Source organism: Pseudomonas sp. Irchel s3b5 (assembly GCF_900187435.1).
Taxonomy (GTDB): Bacteria; Pseudomonadota; Gammaproteobacteria; order Pseudomonadales; family Pseudomonadaceae; genus Aquipseudomonas.
This window is the reverse complement of record NZ_FYDY01000006.1, coordinates 120,141-139,178: the sequence shown is the minus strand read 5'-3', so window position 1 is coordinate 139,178 and position 19,038 is coordinate 120,141. Positions and strand designations below refer to the sequence as shown.

General features: G+C 59.0%; 17 protein-coding genes. 12 read left to right on the top strand and 5 right to left on the bottom strand.

The features are described from left to right. Positions 1–59: 59 nt before the first annotated feature. The 6 genes from CKW15_RS09290 to CKW15_RS09260 all read left to right on the top strand — a co-directional run bounded on the left by CKW15_RS09290 (position 60) and on the right by CKW15_RS09260 (position 7,081). A complete protein-coding gene (locus CKW15_RS09290) occupies positions 60–1,424 on the top strand; it encodes an aspartate aminotransferase family protein (RefSeq protein WP_095057511.1) in 1,365 nt (454 codons plus the stop codon). 185 nt (positions 1,425–1,609) lie between these two features. Continuing rightward, positions 1,610–2,722 (top strand): polyamine ABC transporter substrate-binding protein, encoded by a 1,113-nt coding sequence (locus CKW15_RS09285; protein ID WP_095057510.1) that lies wholly within the window; start codon positions 1,610–1,612, stop codon positions 2,720–2,722. Positions 2,723–2,965: 243 nt separating this feature from the next. Continuing rightward, positions 2,966–4,063, top strand: coding sequence for a polyamine ABC transporter substrate-binding protein (locus tag CKW15_RS09275; RefSeq protein ID WP_095057508.1), 1,098 nt, complete (start codon positions 2,966–2,968; stop codon positions 4,061–4,063). Between the two features lie 71 nt (positions 4,064–4,134). Continuing rightward, complete coding sequence (locus tag CKW15_RS09270) at positions 4,135–5,277, top strand: ABC transporter ATP-binding protein (RefSeq protein WP_053163613.1); 1,143 nt, start codon at positions 4,135–4,137, stop codon at positions 5,275–5,277. Between the two features lie 35 nt (positions 5,278–5,312). Then, positions 5,313–6,194, top strand: coding sequence for an ABC transporter permease subunit (locus tag CKW15_RS09265; RefSeq protein WP_177408792.1), 882 nt, complete (start codon positions 5,313–5,315; stop codon positions 6,192–6,194). Further along, complete coding sequence (locus tag CKW15_RS09260) at positions 6,191–7,081, top strand: ABC transporter permease subunit (protein WP_053163606.1); 891 nt, start codon at positions 6,191–6,193, stop codon at positions 7,079–7,081. Before CKW15_RS09265 ends, CKW15_RS09260 begins: the two co-directional genes overlap by 4 nt. Positions 7,082–7,704: 623 nt before the next feature. Here the strand turns inward: CKW15_RS09260 and CKW15_RS09255 are convergent. Both CKW15_RS09255 and CKW15_RS09250 read right to left on the bottom strand, forming a co-directional pair. After that, a complete protein-coding gene (locus CKW15_RS09255) occupies positions 7,705–10,104 on the bottom strand; it encodes a penicillin acylase family protein (RefSeq protein ID WP_095057332.1) in 2,400 nt (799 codons plus the stop codon). 88 nt (positions 10,105–10,192) lie between these two features. Continuing rightward, positions 10,193–10,789, bottom strand: a complete 597-nt coding sequence (locus CKW15_RS09250) for a DUF6436 domain-containing protein (RefSeq protein ID WP_095057333.1) — start codon at positions 10,787–10,789, stop codon at positions 10,193–10,195. 96 nt (positions 10,790–10,885) lie between these two features. Between CKW15_RS09250 and CKW15_RS09245 the strand changes: the two genes are divergently transcribed. Further along, a complete protein-coding gene (locus CKW15_RS09245) occupies positions 10,886–11,833 on the top strand; it encodes an alpha/beta hydrolase (protein WP_095057334.1) in 948 nt (315 codons plus the stop codon). 129 nt (positions 11,834–11,962) lie between these two features. Here the strand turns inward: CKW15_RS09245 and CKW15_RS09240 are convergent, their stop codons facing one another. Next, positions 11,963–12,715 carry a DUF2059 domain-containing protein gene (locus tag CKW15_RS09240; protein WP_095057335.1) on the bottom strand — a complete coding sequence of 251 codons (753 nt, stop codon included), beginning with the start codon at positions 12,713–12,715 and terminating at the stop codon, positions 11,963–11,965. A 108-nt stretch (positions 12,716–12,823) separates the two neighbouring features. On the opposite strand from CKW15_RS09240, the gene CKW15_RS09235 reads away from it, so the two are divergent. After that, a complete protein-coding gene (locus tag CKW15_RS09235; protein ID WP_095057336.1) occupies positions 12,824–13,456 on the top strand; it encodes a 2OG-Fe(II) oxygenase in 633 nt (210 codons plus the stop codon). A 1-nt stretch (position 13,457) separates the two neighbouring features. Continuing rightward, on the top strand, positions 13,458–13,937 hold the full coding sequence (locus tag CKW15_RS09230; RefSeq protein WP_095057337.1) for a DUF523 domain-containing protein: 480 nt from the start codon (positions 13,458–13,460) through the stop codon (positions 13,935–13,937). A 61-nt stretch (positions 13,938–13,998) separates the two neighbouring features. Here CKW15_RS09230 and CKW15_RS09225 read toward each other — a convergent pair whose 3' ends face one another. Further along, on the bottom strand, positions 13,999–14,571 hold the full coding sequence (locus tag CKW15_RS09225) for a transporter substrate-binding domain-containing protein (RefSeq protein ID WP_095057338.1): 573 nt from the start codon (positions 14,569–14,571) through the stop codon (positions 13,999–14,001). A gap of 134 nt (positions 14,572–14,705) precedes the next feature. Between CKW15_RS09225 and CKW15_RS09220 the strand changes: the two genes are divergently transcribed. Then, positions 14,706–15,134, top strand: coding sequence for a DUF4399 domain-containing protein (locus CKW15_RS09220; protein WP_095057339.1), 429 nt, complete (start codon positions 14,706–14,708; stop codon positions 15,132–15,134). Positions 15,135–15,318: 184 nt separating this feature from the next. Here CKW15_RS09220 and serA read toward each other — a convergent pair whose 3' ends face one another. Further along, positions 15,319–16,548 (bottom strand): phosphoglycerate dehydrogenase, encoded by a 1,230-nt coding sequence (gene serA, locus CKW15_RS09215; protein ID WP_095057340.1) that lies wholly within the window; start codon positions 16,546–16,548, stop codon positions 15,319–15,321. Between the two features lie 204 nt (positions 16,549–16,752). Between serA and CKW15_RS09205 the strand changes: the two genes are divergently transcribed. Beyond that, complete coding sequence (locus CKW15_RS09205) at positions 16,753–18,147, top strand: FAD-binding oxidoreductase (protein WP_095057342.1); 1,395 nt, start codon at positions 16,753–16,755, stop codon at positions 18,145–18,147. A gap of 36 nt (positions 18,148–18,183) precedes the next feature. After that, positions 18,184–18,849 (top strand): fumarylacetoacetate hydrolase family protein, encoded by a 666-nt coding sequence (locus CKW15_RS09200; RefSeq protein WP_095057343.1) that lies wholly within the window; start codon positions 18,184–18,186, stop codon positions 18,847–18,849. The last annotated feature ends 189 nt before the right edge of the window (positions 18,850–19,038 follow it).

Here is a 19,038-nt window from a genome sequence, read left to right as displayed (position 1 = left end):
ACGCCGGGCGCCGTCGTTTTCCAGGCGGCGCTTTCACCTGATTTTTTTAGGAGATTCGTATGACCAGCAACAATCCGCAAACCCGTGAATGGCAAGCCCTGAGCAACGATCACCACCTGGCTCCGTTCAGCGACTTCAAGCAGCTGAAAGAGAAAGGCCCGCGGATCATCACCCATGCCAAGGGTGTTTACCTGTGGGACAGCGAAGGCAACCAGATCCTCGACGGCATGGCCGGTTTGTGGTGCGTGGCCATTGGTTACGGTCGTGATGAACTGGCCGACGCAGCCAGCAAGCAAATGCGCGAATTGCCTTACTACAATCTGTTCTTCCAGACCGCCCACCCGCCGGTGCTGGAACTGGCCAAGGCCATCTCCGACATCGCACCGGAAGGCATGAACCATGTGTTCTTCACCGGTTCCGGTTCCGAAGGCAACGACACCATGCTGCGTATGGTCCGCCACTATTGGGCAATCAAGGGCCAGCCGAACAAGAAAGTCATCATCAGCCGCAAGAACGGCTATCACGGTTCCACCGTGGCCGGCGCGAGCCTGGGTGGCATGACTTACATGCACGAACAGGGCGATTTGCCGATCCCGGGCATCGTCCACATCGCGCAGCCTTACTGGTTCGCCGAAGGCGGTGACATGACCCCGGAAGAGTTCGGGATCTGGGCTGCCAATCAGTTGGAAGAGAAAATTCTCGAAGTCGGCGTCGACAACGTCGGTGCCTTCATTGCCGAGCCGATCCAGGGTGCCGGCGGCGTGATCATTCCGCCAGACAGCTACTGGCCGCGCATCAAGGAAATTCTCGCCAAGTACGACATTCTGTTCGTGGCCGACGAAGTGATTTGCGGTTTCGGCCGTACCGGTGAGTGGTTCGGTAGCGATTTCTACGACCTCAAGCCCGACATGATGACCATCGCCAAAGGCCTGACCTCGGGTTACATCCCGATGGGTGGCCTGATCGTGCGTGACGCCGTGGTGGACGTGCTCAATGAAGGTGGCGATTTCAACCACGGCTTTACGTACTCCGGACACCCGGTGGCTGCTGCGGTGGCGCTGGAAAACATCCGCATCATGCGCGACGAGAAAATTATCGAGCGCGTTCATGCAGAAACGGCACCGTATTTGCAGAAACGTCTGCGGGAACTGAACGATCATCCGCTGGTGGGTGAAGTTCGTGGGGTAGGTCTGTTGGGGGCCATCGAACTGGTTCAGGACAAGGCCACACGCAAGCGTTATGAAGGCAAGGGCGTCGGCATGATCTGCCGTCAGTTCTGCTTCGACAATGGCCTGATCATGCGCGCCGTCGGCGACACCATGATCATCGCGCCACCGCTGGTGATTACACCGGCGGAAATCGATGAGCTGGTGACCAAGGCGCGCAAGTGTCTTGATCTGACCCTGAGTGCATTGCAGGGCTAAGTGCTAGGCTCTGAGCGCAAGTCCGAGGTTCTGCATGACGCAGGGACTTTCGCTCAGAGCTGTCAGAAAGCGTGGCCTTTCCTTGATAGACCGATGTGGATCTTGCCAGACTAGCCGCGGTTCCAGTTACCCGGGTTCGGTCGCTGAACAAGTGGTTCAAAAAAGAAAAATTTGGAGCATTACGCATGAAGGCACTAGGTAAAAAGCTCGCTGGCAAGACCCTCCTTGCCATGTCCGTGATGGGGTTGATGGCGGGCGCGGTTCACGCCGATGACAAAGTTCTGCACGTGTACAACTGGTCCGATTACATCGCCCCCGACACCGTCAAGAAGTTCGAAGACGAGTCGGGCATCAAAGTGGTCTACGACGTCTTCGACAGCAACGAAACCCTCGAAGCCAAGTTGCTGGCCGGCAAGTCCGGTTACGACATCGTTGTGCCGTCGAACAACTTCCTGGCCAAGCAGATCAAGGCCGGCGTGTACCAGAAGCTCGACAAATCCAAGCTGCCTAACTGGAAAAACCTGAACCCGGAACTGCTCAAGGCGGTATCGGTCAGCGACCCGGGCAACGAGCACGCGTTCCCGTACATGTGGGGCTCGATCGGTATTGGCTTCAACGCCGAGAAGGTCAAGGCTGCACTGGGTGCCGATGCACCGACCAACTCCTGGGACCTGCTTTTCAAACCTGAAAACGCCGCGAAGTTGAAATCGTGCGGTATCAGTTTCCTCGATTCGCCAACCGAGATGATTCCGGTGGCGTTGCACTACCTGGGCTATCCAACCGACAGCCAGGACAAAAAACAACTGGCCGAAGCCGAAGCGCTGTTCCTGAAAATCCGTCCTTCGGTAGGTTACTTCCACTCGTCCAAGTACATCTCCGACCTGGCCAACGGCAACATCTGCGTGGCCGTGGGTTACTCGGGTGACATTTACCAGGCCAAGTCCCGCGCAGAAGAAGCCGGCGACAAGGTGAAAGTCAGCTACAACATTCCGAAAGAAGGTGCAGGCAGCTTCTACGACATGGTCGCCATCCCTAAAGATGCCGAAAACGTCGAAGGCGCCTACAAGTTCATGACCTTCCTGCAGAAGCCGGAAATCATGGCTGAAATCACCAACGCCGTGCGTTTCCCGAACGGTAACGCCGCTGCCACGCCGCTGGTGGATAAAGACATCACCAGCGATCCGGGCGTTTACCCGCCGGCGGATGTCCTGGCCAAGCTGTACGCGATTGCCGACTTGCCGGCCGCGACCCAGCGGATCATGACCCGCAGCTGGACCAAGATTAAATCCGGTAAATAAGTAATTAACCTGTAGGAGCGAGCCTGCTCGCGATGAACCTGAGAGCGCCGCGGGGTGTCAGGCACCCATCGTTATCGTTGACGACCATCGCGAGCAGGCTCGCTCCCACAGGTGTTTCTGCATAAAAGTTTTGCTGGAACGGTTTTTCGGGGGTAAGTTGCGCGCCGGTTTTGTTGCCGGACAACCACGGTTGTCATGTAACACGGGGCAACTTGGGCCCAACTAATTTTAGAGGACCTCCACTTGCCTATTTTTTCTTTGTTGCGTAATGCCATGCTGGTTGGCGCCGGATTGACACTGGCTGTCAGTGTCCAGGCCGCCGGTACCGTGCATATTTATAACTGGTCGGATTACATCGGCGAGAGCACGTTGGCCGACTTCCAGAAAGAGACCGGCATCAAGCCGGTGTATGACGTTTTCGATTCCAACGAAACCCTGGAAGGCAAGTTGCTGGCCGGGCGTACGGGTTACGACGTGGTCGTGCCGTCGAACCACTTCCTTGGCAAGCAGATCAAGGCCGGGGCGTTCCAGAAACTCGACAAGTCGCAACTGCCGAACTACTCGAATCTCGACCCGGTGCTGCTCAAGCGCCTGGAGCAAAATGATCCGGGCAACCTGTACGCCGTGCCGTACCTGTGGGGCACTAACGGCATCGGTTACAACGTCGACAAGATCAAGGCTGTGCTGGGCGTCGATACGATTGATTCGTGGGGCGTGCTGTTCGAGCCGGAGAACATCAAGAAGCTGCAAAGCTGCGGTGTAGCGTTCCTCGATTCGGCTGATGAAATGATGCCGACCGTGCTCAACTACATGGGCCTGAACGCCAATAGCACCGACCCTGAAGACTACAAAAAGGCCGAAGCCAAGTTGCTGGCGGTGCGGCCTTACGTGACGTACTTCCACTCTTCGAAATACATCGCAGACCTGGCCAACGGCGATATCTGCGTGGCGATCGGTTTCTCCGGCGATATCTTCCAGGCAAAAAATCGCGCCGATGAAGCCAAGAAAGGCGTGAACATCGCTTACTCGATTCCCAAAGAAGGCGGCGCGCTCTGGTTCGACATGCTGGCGATTCCGAAGGACTCGACCAACGTCAAACAGGCCAACGCGTTCATCAACTACTTGCTGAAACCTGAGGTGATTGCGCAGGTCAGCGATTACGTCGGCTACGCCAACCCTAACCCGGCGTCGGACAAACTGATGGACCAGTCCATTCGCACCGACGAAGCGGTGTACCCACCGCAAGCGGTGCTCGACAAGACCTACGTGTCCGTCGAGTTACCGCCGAACATTCAACGTTTGATGACCCGCAGCTGGACCAAGGTCAAGTCGGGTAAATAGATTCAAGGCTCAAACTATCCAGGTTGGCTCACCTTGAGCGAACTGCACTCTTTTTTCTGGGAGTTTCGTAAATGGCAGTTGCCTCCGGCGCCTATAAGAAAGCCCTCGAGGGCGACCAGTCACCTAAACAGGTGCTGGTCAAAATCGACCGGGTCACGAAGAAGTTCGACGAGACGATTGCCGTGGACGACGTGTCCCTGGAAATCAAGAAAGGCGAGATTTTCGCCCTGCTCGGCGGTTCGGGATCGGGCAAGTCCACGTTGCTGCGCATGCTCGCCGGTTTCGAACGGCCCACGGAAGGGCGGATTTTCCTCGATGGCGTAGACATCACCGACATGCCGCCGTACGAGCGGCCGATCAACATGATGTTCCAGTCTTACGCCCTGTTCCCGCACATGACCGTGGCGCAGAACATTGCCTTCGGCCTCAAGCAGGACAAATTACCGGCCGCTGAAGTCGATGCCCGCGTGGCGGACATGCTCAAGCTGGTACAGATGAGCCAGTACGCCAAGCGCAAGCCGCACCAGCTGTCCGGCGGCCAGCGTCAGCGCGTGGCCCTGGCCCGTTCCCTGGCCAAGCGCCCGAAGCTGTTGCTGCTCGACGAACCGATGGGCGCGCTGGATAAAAAGCTGCGTTCGCAAATGCAGCTGGAGCTGGTCGAGATCATCGAGCGCGTCGGCGTGACCTGCGTCATGGTGACCCACGATCAGGAAGAGGCCATGACCATGGCCGAGCGCATCGCAATCATGCACCTGGGCTGGATCGCCCAGATCGGCAGCCCGATCGACATCTACGAAACCCCGACCAGCCGCCTGGTCTGCGAATTCATCGGTAACGTGAACATCTTCGAAGGCGAAGTGATCGACGACGCCGAAGGCCACGCGATCATTACCTGCAAAGACATGGACCACCAGATCTACGTGGGCCACGGCATCAGCACTTCGGTGCAGGACAAGTCGGTCACCTACGCGATCCGTCCGGAGAAACTGCTGGTCACCGCTGACATGCCGACCTGCCAGTACAACTGGTCCAGCGGCAAGGTCCACGACATCGCCTACCTGGGCGGGCACTCGGTGTTCTACGTCGAACTGCCAAGCGGCAAACTGGTGCAGTCGTTCGTGGCCAACGCCGAGCGTCGCGGCGCACGTCCGACCTGGGGCGATCAGGTTTACGTGTACTGGGAAGACGATAGCGGCGTGGTACTTCGCTCATGAACATGCGCAAATTCAAACGCCGACTCAATCGAATAATTCCCGGTGGCCGCCAACTGGTCATCGGGGTTCCCTTCATCTGGCTGTTCCTGTTCTTCATGTTGCCGTTCTTCATCGTTCTGAAGATCAGCTTCGCCGAAGCCGACGTGGCCATTCCGCCGTACACCGAAATCTACAGCTTCGCCGAACAGAAGTTGCAGTTGCTGCTGAACCTGGGCAACTACGCGATGCTCGGCGACGACGAGTTGTACATCGCCGCCTACCTGGGCTCGTTGAAGATGGCGCTGATCAGCACCATCCTTTGCCTCGTGATCGGCTACCCGATGGCCTACGCCATCGCCAGCGCCCGTAAAGAGCTGCAAACGGTGTTGGTGTTGTTGATCATGATGCCGACCTGGACCGCGATCCTGATCCGTGTCTACGCGTGGATGGGCATCCTCAGCAACAACGGCCTGCTCAACGGTTTCCTGATGAGCATGGGCTGGATCGACGAACCGCTGCAGATCCTCAACACCAACCTTGCGGTGTACATCGGCGTCGTCTATTCGTACCTGCCGTTCATGATCCTGCCGCTGTACGCCAACCTGGTGAAGCACGACAACAGCTTGCTGGAAGCTGCTTCCGACCTGGGTTCGAGCACGTTCAACAGCTTCTGGAAAATCACCATCCCGCTGTCCAAGAACGGCATCATCGCCGGCTGCATGCTGGTGTTCATCCCGGTAGTGGGTGAGTTCGTGATCCCGGAACTGCTCGGCGGTCCGGAAACCCTGATGATCGGTAAAGTGCTGTGGCAAGAATTCTTCAACAACCGTGACTGGCCGGTGGCGTCCGCTCTGGCGGTGGTGATGCTGGCGATCCTGATTGTGCCGATCATTCTGTTCAACCGCAGTCAGGCCAAGGAAATGGAGGGTAAAGAATGAAGCGCTTCCGTTTCTCCAGCCTGATGCTGGTGGTGGGTCTGTTGTTCATCTACCTGCCGATGTTGATCCTGGTGATCTACTCGTTCAACGCCTCGAAACTGGTGACGGTGTGGGGCGGCTGGTCGATCAAGTGGTACGTCGGCCTGCTCGACAACTCGCAACTGATGGGTTCGGTGGTGCGCTCGCTGGAAATCGCCTGCTACACGGCGATTGCAGCAGTCGCACTAGGGACATTAGCCGCGTTCGTCCTGACCCGCATCACCCACTTCAAGGGCCGCACGCTGTTCGGTGGCCTGGTGACTGCGCCGCTGGTGATGCCTGAAGTGATCACCGGTCTGTCGCTGTTGCTGCTGTTCGTGGCGATGGCGCAGATGATCGGCTGGCCACAGGAACGCGGCATCGTCACCATCTGGATCGCCCACACGACGTTCTGTGCGGCTTATGTGGCGGTGGTGGTGTCGGCGCGCTTGCGTGAGCTGGACCTGTCCATCGAAGAGGCGGCCATGGACCTCGGTGCGCGGCCGTGGAAGGTGTTCTTCCTGATCACCATCCCGATGATCGCGCCATCGCTGGCCGCGGGGGGCATGATGTCCTTCGCGCTGTCGCTGGATGACCTGGTGTTGGCGAGCTTCGTGTCCGGTCCGGGTTCCACGACCCTGCCGATGGAAGTGTTCTCGGCCGTGCGTCTGGGTGTTAAACCCGAGATCAACGCCGTGGCCAGCCTGATCCTGCTGGCGGTTTCGATCGTGACCTTCCTGGTCTGGTTCTTCAGCCGTCGTGCCGAAGAAAGCCGCAAGCGTGCGATCCAGCAAGCCATCGAGGAAAGCGCTGCCGACTCCTGGAAGCAACCGGACGTGCGCCGCGCGCAGGCACCGGAAGCGGCTTGAGCCTGAACCGGGGTTGACCACAGCACTGTGGTCAGCCCGATTCAAAATGTAGGAGCGAGCTTGCTCGCGATAGCGGACAGTCATCCAACATCAATGTTGACCGTGGCGCCGCCATCGCGAGCAAGCTCGCTCCTACAGTTGTTTTGGGCGTTCACAAAATCTGAGTTCAACCAAAGATCCCTTGTAGGAGCGAGCTTGCTCGCGATTGCGGACTGTCATTCAACGTCAATGTTGACCGTGGCACCGCCATCGCGAGCAAGCTTGCTCCTACAGTTGTTTTTGGGCGTTCACAAAATCTGAGTTCAACCAAAGATCCCTTGTAGGAGCGAGCTTGCTCGCGATTGCGGACTGTCATTCAACGTCAATGTTGGCTGTGGCACCGCCATCGCGAGCGAGCTTGCTCCTACAGTTGTTTTGGGTGTTCACAAAACCTGAGTTCAACCAACGATCCCTTGTAGGAGCGAGCTTGCTCGCGATAGCGGACTGTCATTCAACGTCAATGTTGACCGTGGCGCCGCCATCGCGAGCAAGCTTGCTCCTACAGTTGTTTTTGGGCGTTCACAAAATCTGAGTTCAACCAAAGATCCCTTGCTCGCGATGAGGCTGTTCCAGCCAGCAAAGGTTTACTGCGCAACCCGCGCCGGCAACAGCTTCAACGTGCTGCGTGTATTGGCCGTGACCTCTTCGTCGTTGAGATGCGCCTGGAAATAAACGCCCTCGATGTACGCCTCGGATTGATCGTCAACGTGACGGTCGAGCAACACGCCGCTTTGGCCTACCGGGTTGATGGTCAGGCTGTGGGCCGGGTCGGCGAAGTCGATCAGACGCCGGGTCGATGGACCATAGGTGACTGGCCACGGTGCCGGGCCGATCTTCGCTGAAAGATTGTTAGGCACTTCATGGCTGCCTGGCGCGGCGAACGGGCCGACGTTGAAGATCCGGTCCAACGGCTTCTGTTGACCCAGCGGATGGCCATGGGTCAGCGTGTGCGCGTTGCCCCACTGCCATTGCGTGAAGTCTGCGCCAAAGGTGGTCTTGAGGTGGGCGATGCTGGCTTGCCAGGCTGCCTTCACTGTGTCTGCGCGGGTTTCATGGTCGAGCGTGGTGCGGTTGTCCCACCACGGCGAGTCGGCCGTTGCGGCCAGGCGCGGTAGCGCGGCGTCGATCACCCGGGTCGAGAGCAATGTTTCGAAAAAGTCGGCGCCCAGTTCATCGTGCATCGTCGCGTCGGCGAGGTTGAACAGGAACTGGTTGAACACGGTGGCGCTGGTGGATTCGAGCGGGTAATCACCTTTCCATTGCGCCAGTTGTTCGACCAGTTTGAGTTCGGCGGGATCGCTCACCACTTCACGCAACACCGGCAGCAGTGGCGCCAGCAAACGCGGGCCGTAGGCGGTGGTGGTGCCCAGTTGCAGCGACTGGCTGGTCTCCAGATTCCACTTCACGGTTTTATCGCTGAGTTGGCGATTGAGCTCCTGGCCACGGTCGGCAAGGTTGTAGTAACCGGGAATCTCCATGCCCGTCGGCGACACGGGCTGGAAGTTGGCCGAGACGATGTAGCCCCGCGCCGGGTTTTCTTCCTGGGGGTTGGCGCTGAACGGGTAGAAACCGTCCTTGTCCGCCTCGGCCGTGCTGCCATCGAGAATGAACCACGGACGTACACCCGCCGGACGCTTGGGCAATTGCGCCGCCGCCCACCAGCCGATATCGCCTTTGGCATTGGCCCAGACCACGTTCAGGCCGGGTGCCTGGATTTTTGCCGCAGCACCACGGGCCTTGGCCAGGGTATCGGCGCGATTGAGCTGGTAGAAACCGTCGATGATCGGGTTCTGGCTTTCGAGAAAGGCCCACCACATGGCAATCGGCGTTTTGCCGACGCCACGGCCCAGGGCATCGTTGACGATCGGACCGTGGGGCGACTGACGCAACACCAGCGTCACCGGTGCTTGCCCTTTGACGGCGATCTGTTGCTCGCTGGACGTCATGTCCACCCATTTGCCGCGATACCAGACCTGGTTGGGATTGTCCGGGTTGACCTTCTCGGCGATCAGGTCGAGGTCATCGTTCTGGAACATGGTGATGCTCCAGCCGAAGTCGCGGTTCAAGCCCAATGACGCGAACGGCATCAAGGCCTGATAGTGACCGTAGAGTTCGAAGCCCGGTGCAGTGAGGTGAGCTTCGTACCACACCGAGGGCGCTGAAAAGCGGATATGCGGATCGCCCGCCAGCAGCGGCTTGCCACTTTGGGTTCGACTGCCGGCGACAACCCACGCGTTGCTGCCTTCGAACTGCGGCAGGCCATTGTCGGCCAGGGCCTGCTCACTCAGGCGGGCGAGGGCGTTGAGGTCTTTCCAGTCGATGCCGCTCAGCGCCGGTGCAGCTCCGTTGAGCACGCCTTTGGGCTGCCAGTCGAGGTCGAAGGCGTTGAGGTATTGAGGCCCCAGCTGATCGCGGACGAACGTCAGCACGGGCTCGGTGCGAAACGCAGCGGCAAAGCTGTAGGCCATGTAGCCGGCGATGCTGATGGTGTCCTGGGCGGTGAACGGGCGCTTGGAAATGCCCAGCACATCGAACTCGACCGGTTTTGCGTGGCTGTCCTGATACTGATTGATGCCATCCAGGTACGCTTGCAGGGCGATGAACGATGGCGATTGTTTGTCCAGGTTTGCCAGGTAGGTTTCGGCGCGTTCACGAATGCGCAGGCTGCGCATCAGTTTGTCGGTGTCGAGCAGCTTCGGCCCGAGCACTTCGGCCAATTCGCCGCGGGCGAGACGGCGCAGGACCTCCATCTGGAACAGTCGGTCCTGGGCATGCACATAGCCGAGGGCGCGGTACAGGTCGGTTTCGTTGTCGGCGCGGATGTGCGGGACGCCGCGCTCGTCGTAGCGCACGGTGACCGACCCTTGCAGGTGTTGCAGTTCGACCATGCCCTGGCGTGACGGCTGCTTGCTGTAGAGGTACCCACTGGCGCCTGCGGCCAGCACAACGATCAGCAGAGCGAGAGCGGTCAGGCTACGTTTCATGGCAACTCCTTGTTGTTATTGTTTTCCGTTGAGTCACTGTTTAACACGTGCCGCCAATTTGGCGCATCGCCCTTAGGAGGGATTCGTATTACCGCGTTTTTCCCTCTTCCGGAGGATCGAGCGGCCACGGGCAGTAACAGCCGACTGCCAGTGTGTGCGTGGCACTCACCGAACGGCCTTCGTCCAGAGCCTGCAGGATTGGTTCGATAAAGCTGTTGCTGGAATTGCAGGTCAGGCCCTCGCTGTATGGGCCGAAGTACGCCAGTTTTCCGGAACGATCCCAGATCGCCACGGCCGGGCTGGCGGGTATCTGCTCGGAACCGGGTAGCACCTCGATGGACTTCAGGTTACTCAAAGTGCTCGGCAACTGGCCGTGGCTACCGGGTTTTTGCACTCCATAGAATTCCACACCGTGTGGCTCGTAACGCTCGACCAATTCCGTCAGATGTTGTTGATTGCCGACGTTGCACGGGCAGGCCGGGTCCCAGAAATGCACCAGTCGGATGGCGCCGGGTCCGGCAATGGCCTCGGGAAGACGCAGCGGGTCACCGGAAAACATTGCGGTGTGGGAGCTGAACGCACGCAGGTAACGCCCCTGAAACCAGTCGTAACCCGCCCACAACACACCGGCACACACCACGGCGAGCAGACTGGCAAACAGGGGGACACGAAAAGGCGAGTGCATCGGTTCAATCCTCGAAGGTCGGCTAGCTTGCCATGCTTGCCGCGACAGATGAATATCGCAGACCTATAAAGTCCGTTTCATGCTTTGGAATCGCTCATGCCTGTCACTTTCGATCCTGATCTTCTACGTGCGAGTCTGCGGCCACTGGCGGATGGACTGCCGTTGTCGACGCAGGCGCAGGCCTATCAGCAGTTCTATGGGCTGGATTTCGCGCAGCGTCGGCTGCGCAGCGGTCTTGGGCGCTTCGAGATCGATGGGTATCAGCTGGTGAGTCAGTTCTGGTGGCCCGAAGGGGCGAAGGCGACGCTGTTTGTCTTCCATGGTTTTTACGACCACACCGGACTGTACCGGCACGTGATCGAGTGGGCGCTGGATCAGGGGTTCGCCGTGATTGCCTGCGATTTGCCAGGGCATGGATTGTCCAGTGGCGAGCGTGCGAGCATCAAGGACTTCGCCGAATACCAGGACACCTTGCAGGGGCTGTTTACCGAAGCGCAGTCCCTTGATTTGCCGCAACCGTGGCACCTGTGCGGGCAGAGTACCGGCGGCGCCATCGTGATCGATCATGTGCTCAATGCCGGCGCGAACAGCCCGGCCCAGGGGCAGGTGATTCTGTTGTCACCGCTGGTGCGGCCGCGGGCGTGGGGTTGGTCGCAACTGAGCTATTACCTGCTCAAACCGTTCGTCAAAGCCATCGCCCGACGCTTCAGCGAAAACTCCAATGACCCGGATTTTCTGCCATTCCTGCAAGCCGATCCTTTGCAGCCGTTGCGTCTGCCAACTGCGTGGGTCGGGGCGTTGTCACGCTGGATCAAGCGCATCGAGGCCGCGCCGGTCAGCAGCCGACGGCCACTGATTGTGCAAGGGCAGGCGGACATGACGGTCGATTGGGAACACAACCTCGAAGTGTTGCGCGGCAAGTTTGATCGACCGCAAGTGTTGATGCTGCCTGAGGCGCGGCATCATCTGGCGAATGAGACGCTGGTGATGCGAACGGAGTATTTCGGGTTTTTGACCAGGCGGATAAAAGGCCGGAACTCCTAGTGACAGTCAGGGCCCCATCGCGGGCAAGCCCGCTCCCACAGTGATTGGAGCAAGCCCACAATTTTGTGATCAGCACCGACCTTGTGGGAGCGGGCTTGACCGCGAAGGCGATCGATCTGGCGCTAAAAATTACTGGTTCAGGTTCGAAGGGCTTTGCCCCACCGCCAACCCCGCCCGAATCGCCGCCAGCGCCGCCTGATAATAAGCCTGGCCTTCAGCCGATTCGGCAAAAGTCGCAAACTCTTCCAGTTCGTTGTCCGACAGGTCGCGGTAGACATAGAGCAGCGTGTTGTTCAGGTCGCTGCCGATCTGGTCCATCAAACGCTGGCGCTGCCCGTTCAACATGCCTTGGGCTTGTCCGGCACCGAGCAGGCCGGGGATCATCGAACTCAGGCTGTCAGCGGCGACACCGGCAATCGCCAGACTGACTTCCGCGCCAGCCTCACGCGCCGGCAGGGCCTGGGCCAGGTGGCCGATGATCAGCATGCGGCTGTCGCTGGCCTGCATCTTCGGCAAACCCTTGGCATTTTTCGCCAGTTGGTCGCGACGGGTCGCCAGCAGTTCGGCGGCGATGATCTTTTTGCCCAGCGGTGACTGGAAAAACGTCAGCGCAGGTTTCGGATCGGTGAGGTTTTTGCGCAATTGCGCTTCGGCACGCTGGTCCACGGCCTTAGGCGCAAACCGCTGATTGCTGTTATTGACCAGCGCCTGAAACACCGCTGGTGGCAGGCTGCCCTGATAACGCTGTTGGGCCGCCGTCAGGGCGTCGTTAAAGTGCGCGCGTTGTTCCGGCCAGCCGGCGACCTTGTACAGCTGGTCGTGGCCGTCTGCCCAGGCGGGCAAAACGCAGAACATCAGCAGTGATAAAAGCAAACGGCGCATAGGGACTCCTGTCAGCAGGCGACTATTCTCCGTGTGGCACCCTGACTTGTCGAGAATTCGTATCAACCCGCTGCGCGGCTCTGTCGGATTTCCAGGCGCAGGCATACTATGCGCGCCATGCAAATATCCTCTGATCACCCGCTGCTGTTACGAATCGTCGATGACCTGGCCGAGCGCGGCTGGTCGCAGCAGAATATTTTCCTGCCTCTGGATCTGACCCGAGCGCTGGCGGCCGAGTGCCGTAAACGTGCTGCCGAGGGTGAGCTGGCTCCGGCCGCCGTCGGCCGTGGACCGACCTCGGAGATACGCGAAGGCATCCGTGGCGATCATATTCAGTGGATCGATCCCGGTCAGGCCGAGGCGTGCGACAGCTACCTGGGCCTGATGGACAGCCTGCGCGAGGCGATCAATCGCGGGCTGTTCCTGGGGTTGGAGGATTTCGAAAGCCATTTCGCGATGTACCCGCCCGGGGCGTTCTACCTCAAGCACCTCGACCGCTTTCGCGATGACGACCGGCGCATGGTCTCGGCGGTGGTCTACCTCAATGACGGCTGGCTGCCTGAACACGGCGGTCAGTTGCGCATGTACCTGGACAATGAGCGCGCCTACGACGTGCAACCTACCGGCGGTTGCCTGGTGGTGTTTCTCTCTGGCGAAGTGCCCCACGAAGTCTTGCCGGCAACCCGCGAACGCCTGTCATTGACCGGCTGGTTCCGGCGTCGCGGCAACGAGCCGTTCTGAAATGCAAAAGATTCTGGTCAGCCGCTGCCTGTTGGGCCACCGAGTGCGTTATGACGGCGGGGCCAGTGGGCCGTTCGATCAGCTTCAGCAGTGGCTCGATGAAGGCCGTGTAGTGCCGCTGTGCCCGGAGGTGGCGGGCGGCTTGCCAACCCCACGGGCTGCTGCAGAAATTCCCGGCGGGCAGGGCGCTCACGTGCTTGATGGTCAGGCAACAGTGATCACCACCGAGGGCGAAGACGTCAGTGCGCAGTTTCTGTCGGGGGCGTATCAGGCGTTGGAACTGGTGCAAAAGCACGGCATCCGCGTTGCCGTGCTCAAGGCCAACAGCCCATCGTGCGGCAACCTGCTGACCTACGACGGTACCTTCAGCGGTGTGAAGGTCAGTGGCGAGGGGGTGACGGCGGCGTTGCTCAAGCGCCATGGCGTTCAAGTCTTCAGCGAGCTCGAGCTGGCCGAAGCGGCGGCCGCACTATTGATCTAAAGCGGATCACTAAATCCTGTAGGAGCCGGCTTGCTGGCTCCTACAAATGATCGCGCCAGTCTCAGGGTTTGGGCGTCGCCACAAACCACTTCTTCTCCAGCGCCGCCATTCGGCCGTCGTCCTTGATGCGTTGCAACGCATTTTCCAGGCTGGCATGGAACGCCGGGTTACCTTTCTGAAACGGAATCACCAGGCTTACAGCCGGGTTGGCTTTGGGCTTCTCTTCCGTCAGCGACTGCACCAGGAGCATTGAGCGCGGTTCTTCCTTCTGCGCGAGCATCTGCGTGTTGGTTTGAATGTATGGCTCGCTGAAGTCGAAACGATCCTTGAGTTCCGGGGTCATTGCTATGTGATTGATGGCGACGTCGTACTTGCCGCTTTCGACGCCGGTCAACAGATCGCTGCCGTCGGTGATGACAAAGTCGGCGCGCACATCCAGTTCATTGGCCAGCATTTGACCCAACTCGACTTCGAAGCCGCTGAGTTTTTCGTCCTCCTTGAAATTGAAAGGAGGTGTATTAGCCTCAACAGCAATGCGCAGTTCGCCTCGGTCGTTGATGTCGTCAATCAGTTCGGCATGAGCCAATGGACTCAGAAGGGGTATCAGGCAGATCAGGCCAGGCAGAAAGCGCATGGTCACTCCTTGAATTCATTATCGCGACCCTCTGATTCAGGCTCGCTTTGCTATGGTTGTCGAGTGCCTTCGACAACAAATGGCCATGAAGTTGTCATGGTCACGCGGATTTTACGGAAAAACTGGAGAAGAAAATGAAAAGCTTTATGTCACGTGCAGCGTTGGCTGGTCTGCTGATGGGTGTTTCGGCGCTGGCCGCTGCGGCGACACCGGCTCCCAAAGGGGCTGAGGTGTCCATCGTTTCTCCCGAAGACGGTGCCACGGTGCCTCAGACATTTACCGTCAAATTCGCGGTCGAGAACATCGCGCTGGCGCCAGCGGGCGATGTCACCAAGAACACCGGTCATCACCATCTGCTGATCGATGTCAAAGACTTGCCGGCCGAAGGTCAGCCGATTCCGCAGGGCAATCCGCACATCATGCACTTCGGCAAGGCGCAGACCCAGGCCGATATCAAACTGGCCCCGGGCAAGCACACCTTGCAGCTGGAGCTGGGTGACAGCGGCCACATGCCGTTTGATCCGCCGATCGTCTCCGAGAAAATCACGGTCAACGTGGAATAAAATAGCGAGCCTTGAGGGGCTAACGCTATTCACTGTAGGAGCGAGCCTGCTCGCGATGGTCGTTAACGATAACGCGTGTTTACTGGCGAAACGCCTCTTGAGTCCATCGCGAGCAGGCTCGTTCTCACAGTGAAATGAAAAAGGGAGCCCCGAGGGGCTCCCTTTTTTTCAACTGCGGCTGTTCTTAGAACAGTACACGGCAACGAATGGTGCCGTTGATGTGCTGCAGCTTCTCTTGCGCCAGGTCCGAGTACTCGGCGTCGACGTCGATCACTACGTAGCCAACCTTCTCGTTGGTCTGCAGGAACTGACCGGAGATGTTGATGCCGTTTTCGGCGAAGACCTTGTTGATCTCGCTGAGCACGCCCGGGATGTTTTCGTGGATGTGCAGCAAACGGTGCTTGCCAGGGTGAGCCGGCAGGGCCACTTCCGGGAAGTTCACGGACGATACCGACGTACCGTTGTCGCTGTACTTGACCAGTTTTTCCGCCACTTCCAGACCGATGTTGGCCTGGGCTTCAGCGGTGGAACCGCCGATGTGCGGGGTCAGGATCACGTTGTCCAGGCCGCGCAGCGGGCTTTCGAACTCTTCGTCGTTGGAGCGTGGCTCCACCGGGAACACGTCGATGGCCGCGCCGATCAGGTGCTTGTCCTTGATGGCCGCTGCCAGGTGGTCCAGTTCAACCACGGTGCCGCGAGCAGCGTTGATCAGGATGCCGCCTTTCTTGATGGCGCGGATTTCCTTCTCGCCCATCATCCACTGGGTGGCGGCGGTTTCCGGAACGTGCAGCGAAACGATGTCGGACATCGCCAGCAGATCGTGCAGGTTGCCTACCTGAGTCGCGTTACCCAATGGCAGCTTGGTGATGGTGTCGTAGAAGTACACCTGCATGCCCAGGCCTTCAGCCAGGACCGACAGTTGAGTGCCGATCGAGCCGTAACCGACGATACCCAGCTTCTTGCCGCGGATTTCGAAGGAGTTGGCTGCGCTCTTGATCCAGCCACCACGGTGGCAGGAAGCGTTTTTCTCAGGGATGCCGCGCAGCAGCAGGATCGCTTCGGCCAGTACCAGTTCCGCGACGGAACGCGTGTTGGAGTACGGCGCGTTGAACACGGCGATACCGCGTTCGCGGGCGGCGTTCAGGTCAACCTGGTTGGTGCCGATGCAGAAACAGCCGACAGCGACCAGTTTCTTCGCGTGATCGAAGATCTCTTCGGTCAGTTGAGTGCGCGAGCGAATGCCGATGAAGTGGGCATCCGCGATCTTTTCCTTCAGCTGGGCTTCCGGCAGAGAACCCGTGAGGTACTCGATGCTGGTGTAGCCCGCCGCCTTGAGGACGTCGACAGCCGATTGGTGGACGCCTTCGAGAAGAAGGAACTTGATCTTGCTCTTATCGAGAGAAGTCTTGCTCATCTGCGTAAACCTGTATCCCGGAGAAAAATGGCAGGAAATGGTCAACAGACGCTGACCCCGACGGCAAGAAAGCCGTCGCCGCAGGACAGTCGTTGGGCACTATGCTGCGGGGTCGATATGCTAGCATAGGCGCCCCGCTAAACACTCATTCCTGCGACGTGAAGCGTTCTCAGGATGACCATGAATTGTTCGAGAGTTCTGTCGATGACCAATCCTGCCCTGATTGATGAGCTGAAGACCCTGGTTGAGCCTGGCAAGGTGCTGACCGATGCCGACTCCCTGAATGCTTACGGTAAGGATTGGACCAAGCATTTCGCCCCGGCCCCGACCGCCATCGTGTTCCCCAAGACCACCGAGCAGGTCCAGGCCATTGTCCTGTGGGCCAACAAACACAAGGTGGCGCTGGTGCCGTCAGGCGGCCGAACCGGTCTTTCCGCCGCTGCGGTCGCGGCCAATGGCGAAGTGGTTGTGTCCTTCGACTACATGAACCAGATCCTCGACGTGAACCTCACCGACCGTACTGCCGTTTGTCAGCCCGGCGTGGTCACCAAGCAATTGCAGAACGTCGCCGAAGAAAAAGGCCTGTATTACCCGGTGGACTTCGCCTCGTCGGGCTCCAGCCAGATTGGCGGCAATATCGGCACCAATGCCGGCGGGATCAAGGTCATTCGCTACGGCATGACCCGTAACTGGGTCGCCGGCATGAAAGTGGTCACCGGCAAGGGCGACGTGCTGGAACTGAACCGCGACCTGATCAAGAACGCCACCGGCTACGACATGCGCCAGCTGTTCATCGGCGCGGAAGGCACCCTCGGTTTCGTGGTCGAAGCGACCATGCGCCTGGACCGTGCACCGAAAAACCTCACCGCGATGGTCCTCGGCACCGCCGATTTCGACTCGATCATGCCGGTGCTGCACGCCTTCCAGAGCAAGCTCGACCTGACCGCGTTCGAATTCTTCTCCGACAAAGCGCTGGCCAAGGTCATGGGCCGTGGCGATGTACCGGCGCCGTTCGAAACCGACTGCCCGTTCTATGCGCTGCTGGAATTCGAAGCAACCACCGAAGAAGTGGCCAACCACGCCCTGGAAACCTTCGAACACTGCGTCGAGCAGGGCTGGGTGCTGGACGGTGTGATGAGCCAGAGCGAAACCCAGCTGCAGAACCTGTGGAAGTTGCGCGAATACATCTCTGAAACCATTTCCCACTGGACGCCGTACAAGAACGACATTTCGGTCACTGTGTCGAAAGTCCCGGCATTCCTGAAGGAAATCGACGCGATCGTCGGCGAACACTACCCGGACTTCGAAATCGTCTGGTTCGGCCACATCGGCGATGGCAACCTGCACTTGAACATCCTCAAGCCAGATAACCTGAGCAAGGACGAGTTCTTCGCCAAGTGCGCCACCGTCAACAAGTGGGTGTTCGAAACCGTCGAGAAGTACAACGGTTCGATTTCCGCCGAACACGGCGTGGGCATGACCAAGCGTGACTATTTGACCTACAGCCGTTCTCCGGTTGAGATCGAGTACATGAAAGCCGTCAAAGCGGTGTTCGACCCGAATGGCATCATGAACCCGGGCAAGATTTTCGCTGTTTGATTTTCGAACTTTAAGAGCACGAAGCAGGAGTCGGTAATGAGCTATCAGCACCAGTATGTCGACGGTACGCGTATTCACTTCCCGTTGGGGAAAGTGGTGTGCATTGGCCGTAACTACGCCGAACACGCCAAGGAACTGGATAACCCGGTGCCGACCGAACCCCTGCTGTTTATCAAGCCGGGCAGTTGCGTGGTGGCGCTGGAGGGTGGTTTCAGCATTCCGACCGAGCGTGGCTCAGTGCATTACGAAGCGGAAATCGCGGTGTTGATCGGCAAGCCGTTGTCGACCAAGCCGAGCCGTGAGGAAGTGCTCGATGCCATCTCCGGTTTCGCACCGGCCCTGGACTTGACCTTGCGCGACAAACAGGCCGAGCTGAAATCCAAAGGCTTGCCTTGGGAAATCGCCAAGTCGTTCGATGGCGCGGCCGTAATTGCTCCGTTCGTGTCCGGCAGCACCTTTGCCGACCTGACCGATATCGGCATCCGCCTGACCATCAACGGTGAAGTGCGCCAGGACGGCAACAGCAGCGCGATGCTCAACCCGATCGTGCCGATGATCCAGCACATGGCCGGCTGCTTCTCGCTGCAGGCCGGTGACGTGATCCTGACCGGCACGCCAGTGGGTGTTGGCCCGCTGAACGTCGGCGACGAGATCGTGCTGGAACTGCCGGGCGCCAGCAGCTTTACCAGCAGCGTCCGTTAACCTGCACCAACCCCTGTAGGAGCTGGCTTGCCAGCGAAGAGGCCGCAACATTCAATATCCATGTTGACTGTTGCGCCGCTTTCGCTGGCAGCCAGCGCCTACAAGGCCGTTGTCATCCTTGCGTCGCAAAGGGCTATCCCGCCATTTCCCGTTTTTTTCACATCCTGTCTGGATAATTCCAGGGCTTGC